Below are 12,863 nucleotides of genomic sequence, written 5' to 3'. Positions count from 1 at the left end.
AAAAGATGTTTGGAATCTTCCTTAGGGAATGTACACTACTTTTTATCCCGTCAAATCCTTCGTAAAACTAAATTTAAGAATGGCGTATTTATTTACATCGGAATCGGTTAGTGAAGGACATCCGGATAAGGTAGCGGATCAGATCAGTGATGCACTTTTAGACCACTTTTTGGCCTTTGACCCAGAAAGTAAAGTAGCTTGTGAGACCTTGGTAACAACCGGTCAGGTGGTATTGGCGGGAGAAGTAAAAAGCGATACCTATTTAGACGTGCAGACCATTGCACGTGAGGTCATCAATACCATCGGGTATACCAAAGGCGAATATCAATTTAGCGGGGATTCCTGTGGGGTTATTTCATTGATCCATGAACAGTCCCAAGAAATTAATCAAGGTGTAGACCGCGGCACAAAAGAAGAGCAAGGTGCCGGTGATCAAGGAATGATGTTCGGATATGCCACCAAGGAAACAGATAATTTTATGCCTTTGGCTTTGGATATATCGCATAAACTTCTGTACGTGTTGGCAGAATTGAGAAGGGAAGGTAAAGAAATAGGCTATTTGCGACCAGATGCTAAAGCCCAGGTAACCATTGAGTATTCCGATGATAATGTGCCGCAGCGAATAGATACCATTGTGGTGTCTACACAACACGATGCTTTTGATGCCGATGATGAAAAGATGTTGGCAAAGATAAAGTCCGACATTATCGCCATTTTAATTCCTAGGGTAAAATCACAATTACCGGAGAGTATTCAGTTGCTATTTGATGACCAGATAAAATATCACATAAACCCAACCGGAAAATTCGTGATCGGTGGGCCACATGGCGATACCGGACTTACAGGTAGAAAAATAATTGTGGATACTTACGGCGGTAAAGGAGCGCACGGTGGTGGTGCCTTTAGTGGAAAGGACCCAAGTAAGGTGGATCGCAGCGCAGCTTATGCGGCTAGGCATGCAGCCAAGAACTTGGTTGCGGCCGGGGTAGCGGATGAGATTTTGGTTCAGGTAAGTTATGCCATCGGTGTGGTGGAGCCAACTTCTATTTTTGTGGATACCTACGGTACTTCAAATGTGGATTTATCCGATGGTGACATTGCGAAAAAAGTGGCCGCTTTGTTCGATATGAGGCCTTTTGCCATCGAGGATCGCTTAAAACTTAGAAGTCCCATTTATTTGGAAACCGCAGCTTACGGACACATGGGTAAAACACCGAGAACCGTAACAAAGGTTTTTGAGTCGCCCTACAACGGAAGGGTCGAGAAAGAAGTGGAACTCTTTACTTGGGAAAAATTGGATCGGGTAGATGCTGTAAAAAAGGCATTTAATATATAGAACGCAAAGTATTTGTTATCTAAAGGGAACTCCGAAATGGGTTCCTTTTTTTATTTCACTATTTTAGGAATCTTCACTAGCTTTAGGACATAAAATTATATCGTATGTCCAAGTCTGTTTTTCGTTTTGTAGGTGTATTACTTACCGTCGTATTTATTTCTTTTTCCTGTGCCAGGACTACTAAAGTTGTAAAAGGTGAAATTTCCGAAACCTATGTTTCCGATAATTATAGCAAACAGGAGGTAAAGATAAAAATGCGCGATGGCGTTCATTTGCATACCACCATTTATACTCCAAAAGATACGTCCAAAGAATACCCAATTATCATGCAACGTACGCCTTACAGCTCCGCACCCTATGGCAAGGGTGAATTTAAAAAACAAATCGGGCCCAACATCCATTTAATGCAGGAAGGTAATATTATAGTTTACCAAGATGTACGGGGCAGATGGCTAAGTGAAGGGCACTACGAAAATATGCGTGCCTATATTCCCAACAAAACTTCTGATACCGAGGTTGACGAAAGCAGTGACACCTTTGACACGATAGATTGGCTAGTGAACAATGTAGAAGGGAACAATGGGAACGTTGGTGTTTGGGGAATTTCATACCCTGGTTTTTATGCGACCTATGCCACGATAGATGCGCATCCCGCATTAAAAGCGTCTTCCCCTCAGGCCAGTATTGGAGATTTTTTCTTTGATGATTTTCATCATAACGGAGCTTACCTGTTGAGTTATTTTAGAGCTACCTCGCTTTTTGGAACGCCGAGACCCAACGGAGATCAACCCATTGATACAGCTTGGTACAAGCTACCCGAATTACCCACCGAGGACCAATATCAATTCTTCCTGGACAAAGGTCCATTAAAGAACTTAAACTCCTTTTTTGAATACGATTTGAAAGATAAGGTCAGCATTGCGCCTGATGATATGACCGACGATTTTTTCTGGAACGAGCTAAAAGAGCATCCCAATTATGATGAATTATGGCAAAGTAGGGGTTTGATTCAGCATTTGGACAAAAGTAAATCCCACGTAGCTACCATGGTCGTTGGTGGTTGGTTCGATGCCGAAGATTTGTACGGTCCGTTAGAAACCTACAAGAATATCGAAAAAAACAGAAACAGCTATAACACCATGGTATTTGGCCCTTGGGACCATGGCCGATGGGCAAGGCGTAACGGGAGAAATTTAGTAGGAAACTACTATTTTGGAGACTCCATTTCAGAGTTCTATCAGGAGAAAATAGAGACAAAATTCTTTAACCACTTTTTAAAGGGTACCGGAGATGCCAATAGTGGATTACCGGAAGCTTACGTCTATGATTCCGGCCGTAAGGAATGGAAGGAGTATGACCAATGGCCACCAAAGGGAACGGCTAAGATGGAGTTTTTTCTTTCCGATAATCAAGAATTAAATACCGAGTTAAAAAGTACTACCGGAATAGACTTTATTAGTGACATTAAAAAACCTGTTCCCTATTCAGAGGATATTAAAACGGTGTTTACCCCACGTAAATACATGACCGATGATCAGCGTTTCGCAGCCCGTCGGCCAGATGTGTTGGTGTTTGAAACGCCGGTTGTGGAAGAAGACCTCACCTTGGCAGGCGATATTTTGGCAAAGCTAAAAGTAGCTACTACCGGTACGGCCGCGGATTGGATCGTAAAGGTGATAGATGTGCATCCGGCGGATGCTGAAACCAACAAAGAAATGCAGCCCCATTTAAGAATGAGCAACTATCACTTAATGGTGAGGAGTGAAGTTATGCGTGGCAGGTTCAGAAATAGTTTTTCCGAACCGGAACCCTTTGTTCCCAATGAAAAAACCGAGGTAAATATAAAGTTACAGGACGTTTTTCATACCATAAAAAAAGGACATAAGCTACAAATTCAAGTGCAGAGCACCTGGTTCCCGCTCATAGACCTAAATCCACAAACCTATGTAGCTAATATCTTTAAGGCCGATGAAGGCGATTTTAAGACCCAAACCCATACTGTGTTTACGAATTCGAGCGTTGAGTTTACGGTATTGGAGTAGTAAGGGTTGCAATTGTACCGCCAAAGGATACCATGCTCCGTGGTTTGCCTGGAAATTAATGCTTCATTTCCTAAGAATGTTTTGTGGGCTTGCTCCGAGGTAGTTTACGCTTTGCCAATAATTCTTTTAGCTCCTTTTAGAAGTAGCAGTACAAGAATTCCCGCAATAAGTCCGACTACAAATTCAACTATAATTCCAGGAATTGCTGGCAAAATATCGTGAAGAAAATCTAGGTTGTGTACAAATATCCCACCTGAGACGAGGAGTAAGGCAATAGTTCCAATAACGGTCAAGGCCTTAATAACCTTGGGTAGTGCATTCACAAAAAATCGTCCAATAACATCGGAGATGCTATTATTGCGTTCGTTGAGGTTGATCAGTTTAAGTCCAAATTCATCCATACGAACAATAAGCGCTACAATACCATAAACACCAACAGTAGCAAGAAGCGCTACTACTGATACGACAGCTATTTGTGTTGATAGGGGTTCGTTCAAAACAGTTCCCAGCGCAATAATGACAATTTCAATTGAAAGTATAAAATCGGTTAAGATGGCAGATTTAATTTTGGTCTTCTCCATGGCCAGAATATCGCGTTCACTGGGTGCTTTCATTTCTGACGGAATATGAGCTTTTTCGTGTGGTACAAAGAATTCATAGATTTTCTCAGCACCCTCGTAAGCAAGATAAAGTCCGCCAAGGATTAGTATTACGGTTACCGCCCAAGGTAAGTAGGCACTTAACAAAAACGCAATAGGTAAGATAATAATCTTATTAAGGAGAGAACCTTTACTTATGGCCCAAAGCACGGGCAGTTCACGTTTGGAAACAAAACCGGATGCTTTCTCCGCATTTACGGCCAGATCATCACCTAGTATGCCTGCTGTTTTTTTTGTAGCTATTTTACTCATTGCGGCAACATCGTCCAATAAAGCGGCTACATCGTCTAAGATGGCAAAAAATCCTGAGGCCATAATTCAATTTTATGACCTCAAAGATAAAGCAGGATATTGAAATAGTTGAACTCATTCCGTACAAATAGTAAACCTATGTTAGTCTTTTCATATTGTTCTCGGGTTTTTTTAATCTAAAGAATACCCCAATGGCTTCTGAGTCTTGGATAGTTGGTTTCACGAAAATTTTTATTTAAGATCCGCAAGATTTAGCTATACGCGTATGGCTATAACCTAGGAAAGATGGACTAGATGGCTACAATCGTTGTATTTACCCCACTAAATCACTAGGATTTGTGAAATTTTTCAAAATCATTAGGTTTTTAAAAGTTTCTGACTTTAATTTGTGCTTTCAAAGTTCAAACACTTATTGACAAGTTATCAAGAAAGGTGGAGGGAATAGACCCTTTGAAACCTTAGCAACCCTTAGCGAGTTCTGATGCCTATCAGAATCTAAGAAGGTGCTACATTCTACCCTAGTGCTGAATACAGTTCAGCAGTTCAAGGTCGCTAAGACCGAAATCATTTTGGGGAAGGATAACCGTAATCGATTTTTTTTTCGATATCACTTTCTTATAACTTTTTGATTTCACTTAACCGCAATGTCGGCGGTTCAGGGTTTGGCTTTTAAGTATTTTATTTAACTATTTAAAAACAAAAAAATCATGAGTACACACAAATTAGCAACAAACGCATTACACGCAGGCCACGACACCAAGCAGAACGGAGGCACTAGGGCCGTACCTATTTATCAGACTTCGTCTTACGTATTTAACGACACCGATCACGCGGCAAACCTTTTTGCCTTAGGAGAATTGGGATTCATTTACACTAGACTTAACAATCCTACAAATCAGATTTTACAGGACCGGTTAGCCGCCGTAGAAGGAGGCGTTGGTGCCGTAGTTTTCGCTTCGGGAACCGCGGCGATTTCTACGGGACTATTAACGCTTTTAAAAGCGGGAGACCATATTGTGGCTTCCAGTAGTCTCTACGGCGGAACATTTAATTTACTGAACGTTACCCTACCGCGTTTGGGCATTACCACAACTTTTGTAGATGCCGATAATCCTGAGAATTTTAAGGAAGCGGTACAGGAAAATACCAGGGCCTTTTTTGTGGAATCCTTGGGTAATCCAAAATTGGACGTATTGGACCTTAAAGCGATATCCAAGCAGGCCAAAGCGGCTAAAGTGCCCTTTATTGTAGATAATACGGTTGCCACCCCTAGCTTGTTGAACCCTATTGAGCATGGTGCCAACTTGGTCATCCACTCCTTAACGAAATATATTGGCGGACAAGGAACATCCTTGGGCGGGGCCATCGTCGATGCCGGAACCTTTGATTGGACCAATGGAAAATTTCCGGAGTTTACGGAACCGTCCGCGGGATATCACGGATTGGTGTACAGTGAGGCTTTGGGAGCCGCGGCCTTTACTTTTAAATTGATATTGGAAGGATTGCGTGATTACGGTGGTGCTTTGAGTCCGTTTAACGCCTTTCAGATTATTCAAGGTTTGGAAACCTTACCGGTACGAATAAAGCAACATAGTGCGAACGCTTTGGAACTGGCTACTTGGTTGGAAGCTAGGGATGAGGTCGCTTGGGTGAACTATCCGGGATTAAAAAGCAACAAATACTACGATCTGGCCCAAGAGTACTTGCCTAGCGGTCAAAGTGGACTGGTCACCTTCGGAATTAAGGGTGGTTTTGAGGCCGCAAAACAATTTACGGATGCCACCGAGATTTTCTCCTTATTGGCCAATATTGGCGATACAAAATCTTTGATCATTCACCCTGCAAGTACCACGCACCAACAATTAACCGTGGATCAGCAACTTAGTGCGGGCGTAGGTCAGGATTTAATCCGCTTGTCCGTAGGTCTAGAAGATTTAGAGGACTTAAAGAAAGATATAGAAAATGCTTTTGCCAAAGTAGATAAGGCTATTTTAGCATAAAGTTTTAGGAGAAAAACAAGTAACACAGTCGGGATATACCTTATCTCGACTGTTTTTTAGAATATAGCCTACACAAGAACAGATGGCAGTACTACAACATTTACAAATTAGGGATTTTAGCACCTTAAGTGGTGTAACACAAGATATTCAATTATCCTATCAGGTTTTTGGAAGAGCGTTGAATACGGCACCTGTCGTAATGGTGAACCATGCCTTAACGGGTAACTCCAACATTACCGGTCCGGATGGCTGGTGGTCTACCTTGATCGGGGATAAAAAATGTATCGACACCCAAAAATACACGGTCCTTGCCTTTAATATTCCGGGTAACGGTCACGACAAATTTGTCATCGATAATTATAAGGATTTTGTAGCGGGCGATATGGCAGAAATCTTTTTGTTAGGTCTTGAGCAGTTGGGCGTAGAAAAACTGTTTGCCATCATAGGCGGTTCCTTAGGTGGAGGCATTGCCTGGGAAATGGCAGTATTAAAACCCAATTTAACGGAACATCTGATTCCTGTTGCCTCCGATTGGAAATCGACCGACTGGCTTATAGCAAATTGCCAAATTCAGGAACAGTTTTTGGTCAACTCCAAACAGCCGGTACACGATGCGCGCATGCACGCCATGCTTTGTTACAGGACACCGGAGTCTTTTAAGGAACGCTTTAAACGCAGTACCAATCAAGAGCTCAATGTATTTAATGTGGAGAGTTGGTTGACCCATCACGGAAAAAAGCTTCAGGAACGTTTTCAATTATCGGCCTACAAGCTGATGAACCAATTGCTTAAAACCATTGATGTAACACGGGACGGAGAGGAAAAATTCATTGCCCTGCAAAATAGTGACACCAACATACACATTGTGGGTGTGGATTCCGATTTGTTCTTTACGGCCAAGGAAAACAAGGACACATTTAAGCAAATTGCCCAGGCCAATAGCAATGTCACCTACGGGGAAATTCAGTCGCTGCACGGTCATGATGCCTTTTTGATAGAGTTTCAGCAGTTGGAAAAATTACTGGATACTATTTTCAATACCAACGGTAGAACTGGAAAACCAAAAGTGCTGAAATTCGGTGGAAAATCCTTGAGTAACGGAGAAGGCCTTGAACACGTCCTACAACTGATTTGTGATAAGGTTTCCGATGGCGAGCATATAGCCGTGGTGGTATCCGCTAGGGAAAAAGCGACCGACCAACTGGAAAATATGTTGGAGAATGCCGCCAAGGGAGCCGATTATTTTACCGATTTTGAAGCTTTTGAGAAGTACCAACAGCATACCTTCGGCAACGTAGACCTTTCGGAGGAATTTATAGGCCTGGCCAAATTGTACGAAGGGGTGGCGCTTTTGGGCGACTACAGTGCCAAAATTAAGGATGAGGTGCTGGCGTACGGAGAGCTCATTTCCGCAAAACTGGTTACCAAGTTATTGATAGGCAAAGGGGTCAAGGCCGCCTTTATAGATTCCCGTACATTCCTTACTACTGATGATCGATTTGGCGATGCCAAGGTCTTGGAAAATAGTTCAAGGGAAAAATTAACGACCCTCATGGATGGGTTGCCGTCCGATACCGTACCCGTTATAACCGGCTTTATCGCAGCTACCGAGGATGGTCGCACTACGACTTTGGGAAGAAACGGCAGTAACTATTCCGCAGCTTTATTGGCCAATTTTTTGGATGCCGAGGAGCTTCAGAACTATACCCACGTTGATGGTATTTTTACCGCTAATCCCGATTATGTAAAAGAGGCAAAACGGTTGTCGAATCTGTCTTATGCCGAAGCCAATGAGTTGGCCAATTTTGGGGCTACCATTCTGCATGCCAAGACGATTATCCCGTTGATAGAAAAAAATATTCCCTTACGTATCTTAAATACCTTTAACAACGACAGCGAAGGAACGCTCATCAGTGCAAAATCGAGTAAGGAAGGCATAAAAAGTCTATCCGTTATAGAGGATGTGTCGCTCATCAATCTAGAGGGTAGGGGGCTTTTGGGTAAAGTGGGTATCGATGCCCGAATTTTTAAAACTTTGGAAGCCAACACTATTAGCGTAAGTATTATTTCGCAAGGTTCATCGGAACGTGGTATTGGCTTGGTGGTAAAGAGAAATAAGGCACGGCAGGCCAAGGACGCTTTGGAAAATGAATTTGCAGGGGACTTTAAATCCAAGGACATAAATATGATAACGGTGGTGACCGAGGTATCCGTCATCTCTATCGTAGGTCAGGATTTGAGCACCTTTCATAAACCGTATAACGCCTTGATAAAGAACCAGATAACACCACTTCTGTTCAATAATACGGTATCGGGTAAGAACGTGAGTATCGTAGTAAACAAACAGGACCTGACCAAGGCATTGAATGTGATGCACGGACAGATTTTTGGCTTTAGTAAAAGGGTTAACCTTGCCATTTTTGGGCATGGTAATGTTGGCGGAACCTTGATAGACCAAATCCTAAAATCTGCCAAGACCATTGCCAAGAGAAAGCAGATAGATTTAAGGGTCTTCGCCATTGCAAATTCTAAAAAAGTAGTTCTAAATGCCGATGGGGTATCCAAGAATTGGAAATCGGAACTCAAACGCGAAGGACAGGACTACGACCAACAAGAAATTTTCAATTTTGCCAAAAAACATCACTTGGAAAATTTGATTGCTGTGGACAATACGGCAAGTCAGGATTTTGTGGCGCATTATTTCGATTTTGTCGAGAACGGGTTCGATTTGGTTTCTTCCAATAAAATAGCCAACACCCTGGGCTTTGATTTTTATCGATTATTGCGCGAGGAACTGGCAAAACATCAAAAACAGTACTTGTACGAAACCAATGTGGGCGCCGGTTTACCCTTAATAGACACGATAAAATTATTACACCTGAGCGGTGAAAATATCACCCGCATCAATGGCGTGTTTTCAGGTTCGTTGAGTTATATTTTCAATACCTTTTCTGAGGTAGATGCCCCGTTTTCTTCCATTTTAAAAGATGCGATGCAGCGCGGTTATACGGAGCCCGACCCAAGGGAAGACCTTTCAGGGAACGATGTTGGACGTAAACTATTGATCTTGGCCCGTGAGCTCGACCTAAGCAACGAGTTCGGCGACATCAACATCGAAAATCTGATACCGGAATCCTTGCAAGCGGTGGATACGGACTTCTTTATGGAAAATTTGGCCGTATTGGACGAGAAGTTCAACCAAATAAAAAAGAACCAAAAACCGGATCACGTTTTACGGTACGTGGGCGATTTGCATGGTAATTTGCAAAAGGAAAAAGGAATATTGGATGTGAAGTTGGTCTCTGTACCCAAAACAAGTGCCTTGGGCCAGGTAAAAGGTTCGGATTCTATTATCGAAATCTACACGGAATCCTATGGCGAAAATCCTCTCGTCATCCAAGGCGCTGGCGCAGGAGCAGCGGTTACGGCAAGAGGGGTGTTCGGGGATATTTTAAGGATTGCCGAGAAAGGGTGATTTTGGGATATTAGACAAGAGACAAAGAGACAAAGAGACAAGAGCAAAGAAAAACGGAAACTAGCAATTTAAACCGTACGTCTTTGCGAGGAGCGAATTATAAGATTGAACGGAATTATTGGGTTAACGCGACGAAGCAATCTGTTGAATGTAATTACTAGCTTAAAAAGATTGCCACGCTTTGATCACAATGACGAATAAACACATTCACGCCTCTGCGAGAACGACTTAAAACATAACTATGCAATTTGAAACAAACGCCATACGTACACAGCTGAACCGAACAGAGAATCTAGAGCATTCCGTTCCCTTGTACCTTACGTCCAGCTTTGTATTTGAGGACGCGGAGGACATGCGCGCCTCGTTTGCGGAGGAAAAGGAACGTAATATTTATTCCCGCTATTCCAACCCCAATTCTTCGGAGTTTATAGAAAAAGTCTGCCAGATGGAAGGTGCCGAGGCGGGTTTTGCCTTTGCTAGCGGCATGGCGGCTGTTTTTTCTACATTAGCGGCCTTGTTGGATGCTGGCGATCACATGATTTCGGCCCGTAGTGTTTTTGGTTCCACCCACTCCTTGCTGAATAATTTTTTCCCCAAGTGGAATATCTCCCATAGTTATTTTAAGATCGATGACCTAGACAATATCGAAAGCTTGATTACGCCCAAGACAAAATTGATTTATGCGGAGACCCCAACGAATCCAGGAGTGGATGTGCTGGACTTGGAGGCCTTGGGCGCAATTGCCAAAAAACACAAACTGATACTGGTAATTGATAACTGTTTTGCATCACCCTATTTGCAGCAGCCGATAAAATTTGGGGCCGATCTGGTGATCCATTCCGGCACCAAACTAATGGACGGCCAAGGCAGGGTCCTGGCAGGAATTACCGTGGGTAGTGCAGCCTTGGTAGACAAAGTATATCGCTTTTCTAGAATCACCGGCCCGGCCTTATCGCCTTTCAACGCTTGGGTCTTGTCCAAGAGTTTGGAGACTTTGGCGGTCAGGGTAGATCGGCATTGCGAGAACGCGCTAAGTTTGGCCAAATACCTAGAAAAGCACAAAAAAGTAAATTGGGTCAAATACCCTTTTTTAAAATCCCACCCCAAATACAAGGTGGCCAAAAAACAAATGAAGGCGGGCGGATGTGTGGTAGCCTTTGAAGTAAAAGGAGGCTTGGAGGCAGGTCGCCAATTCTTCGATGGCATAAAACTCTTGTCGCTTTCCGCAAACTTAGGGGATTCCAGAAGTATCGTCACCCACCCGGCATCTACCACACACAGTAAACTTTCGATCGAGGAACGAAATGAATCCGGTATCACGGACGGTATGGTGCGCGTTTCCGTAGGTTTGGAACATATAGACGATATTATCGCGGATGTTGGGCAGGCTTTGGGCTAGTGCTCATGAGTGGTACTTTAGGTTAGGGATAATCCATACAAATGTATTACCCCTTTTATGTGTATTTTAGCTACTTTCATCCTGTAATGAGTACCCTTATGTTAAATCGACCCAACCTCTTTTTCTTTATTGTACTCTTAATTGTTGTTTTAACTTCCTGCAAAGAAGAAAAAACGGTGAAGGCAGTAGCGCAAAAGCCACCCAACATCATTTATATATTGGCGGACGATCTGGGCTATGGCGATATCTCGAGCTATAATCCATCGGGAAAAATAAAAACACCGCACATAGATGCATTGGCTGCCCAGGGTATGCGCTTTACGGATGCCCATAGTCCTTCCGCAGTATGCACACCTACACGGTACGGCATTCTTACGGGGCGTTACAGTTGGCGTAGCCCGCTTAAAAGTGGGGTGCTTACCGGAAAATCCAAGGCCTTGATACCCAAAAATAGGACTACGGTCGCTTCTCTATTAAAAGAGTCGGGATACCACACGGCGTTCATCGGCAAATGGCATTTGGGTTGGGATTGGGTACAAAAGGATTCCACTAATTTTGGTGGCGAAGGCTGGAACTATACCGATTTTGAAAACATCGACTTTACCAAAAACATCGGTCATTCCCCCAACGATTTAGGGTTTCACTACGCCTACGGTCATTCCGGTTCCTTGGATATGGCACCTTATGTATATGTGGAAAACGGCAGCATAACCGCCAAAGTGAATCGCGTTACCCAGGACACCGGAAAATACACCTGGTGGCGAAAAGGCCCAACAGCGGCCGATTTTGTGCATGAGGAGGTAACGCCCAACTTTTTTAGAAAATCCATGAGGTATATTGAAGAAAAGTCAAAGGAGACCGCCCCCTTCTTTTTGTATTTGGCCTTACCATCGCCCCATACGCCCATCCTACCTACCGAGGAATGGCTAGGTAGGAGTGGAATAAACCCCTATGCGGATTTTATGATGGAACTGGACAATTATGTGGGGCAAGTGATGAAGACGGTTGAGGATTTAGGTATTTCCGAAAATACCATGATCATTTTTACCAGTGATAACGGCTGCTCCCCTGAGGCCGACTTTGAGGTTTTAGCAGCGAACGGCCATGACCCCAATGGCGGATTTCGAGGTCATAAGGCCGATATTTATGAAGGCGGACATCGGGTTCCCTTTATTGTGAAGTGGCCTGCAAAAATTAGCCCTAACAGGATTTCCAATGCAACCATTTCGTTAACCGACCTCATGGCTACGGCAGCCGACTTGGTTCAGGTAACGCTAAAGGACAACGAGGGCGAGGATAGTTTTTCGCTACTGCCCTTGTTCGATACCAAGGATACAATTGGGTATCTGCGCAAAGCGACCGTACACCATTCCATAAACGGGAGTTTTGCCATTAGAAAAGGGAACGATAAACTCATTTTTGCCCCGGGTTCCGGTGGGTGGAGCTATCCTGTCCCGGATAAGGACGATGTGAGTGATTTGCCTAGATACCAACTGTACGACCTTTCAACCGACCCATCGGAAAAAGAAAATTTGGTGCTGAATCATCCGGAAAAAGTAACCGAATTAACAAGGTTGATGGTTTCCTATATTACAAACGGAAGAAGTACGCCGGGAACATCCCAGCAAAATGAGCCATTACAACTAAATGGGGAAGAATGGCATCAAGCGAAAACCTTGACAACTTCAGAAATAAGATAA

At 43.4% G+C, this 12,863-nt stretch carries 7 protein-coding genes and 1 riboswitch; of the genes, 6 read left to right on the top strand and 1 reads right to left on the bottom strand.

Annotated elements, in window-relative coordinates:
• The first annotated feature begins 79 nt into the window (after positions 1–79).
• Entirely contained in the window at positions 80–1,336 is a 1,257-nt protein-coding gene (gene metK / locus ACFQZJ_RS17820; RefSeq protein ID WP_379936291.1) for a methionine adenosyltransferase, read from the top strand.
• Positions 1,337–1,440: 104 nt separating this feature from the next.
• Entirely contained in the window at positions 1,441–3,378 is a 1,938-nt protein-coding gene (locus tag ACFQZJ_RS17815; protein WP_379936289.1) for a CocE/NonD family hydrolase, read from the top strand.
• Between the two features lie 104 nt (positions 3,379–3,482).
• Here ACFQZJ_RS17815 and ACFQZJ_RS17810 read toward each other — a convergent pair whose 3' ends face one another.
• Complete coding sequence (locus tag ACFQZJ_RS17810; protein ID WP_379936287.1) at positions 3,483–4,352, bottom strand: DUF808 domain-containing protein; 870 nt, start codon at positions 4,350–4,352, stop codon at positions 3,483–3,485.
• 354 nt (positions 4,353–4,706) lie between these two features.
• Positions 4,707–4,844: riboswitch (SAM riboswitch) on the top strand.
• Positions 4,845–4,996: 152 nt separating this feature from the next.
• On the opposite strand from ACFQZJ_RS17810, the gene ACFQZJ_RS17805 reads away from it, so the two are divergent.
• From ACFQZJ_RS17805 to ACFQZJ_RS17790, 4 genes are all read left to right on the top strand, one after another.
• Positions 4,997–6,289, top strand: a complete 1,293-nt coding sequence (locus ACFQZJ_RS17805) for an O-acetylhomoserine aminocarboxypropyltransferase/cysteine synthase family protein (RefSeq protein ID WP_379936286.1) — start codon at positions 4,997–4,999, stop codon at positions 6,287–6,289.
• A gap of 82 nt (positions 6,290–6,371) precedes the next feature.
• On the top strand, positions 6,372–9,764 hold the full coding sequence (thrA, locus tag ACFQZJ_RS17800) for a bifunctional aspartate kinase/homoserine dehydrogenase I (protein WP_379936284.1): 3,393 nt from the start codon (positions 6,372–6,374) through the stop codon (positions 9,762–9,764).
• 241 nt (positions 9,765–10,005) lie between these two features.
• Positions 10,006–11,163 carry a trans-sulfuration enzyme family protein gene (locus tag ACFQZJ_RS17795; RefSeq protein ID WP_379936282.1) on the top strand — a complete coding sequence of 386 codons (1,158 nt, stop codon included), beginning with the start codon at positions 10,006–10,008 and terminating at the stop codon, positions 11,161–11,163.
• Positions 11,164–11,204: 41 nt separating this feature from the next.
• Positions 11,205–12,863 carry a sulfatase family protein gene (locus ACFQZJ_RS17790; protein WP_379936281.1) on the top strand — a complete coding sequence of 553 codons (1,659 nt, stop codon included), beginning with the start codon at positions 11,205–11,207 and terminating at the stop codon, positions 12,861–12,863.

The sequence above is a fragment of the Maribacter chungangensis genome (assembly GCF_042676845.1).
GTDB lineage: Bacteria > Bacteroidota > Bacteroidia > Flavobacteriales > Flavobacteriaceae > Maribacter > Maribacter chungangensis.
Note: the sequence above shows the minus strand (reverse complement) of the source record. Positions and strands in the feature narration are given on the sequence as shown.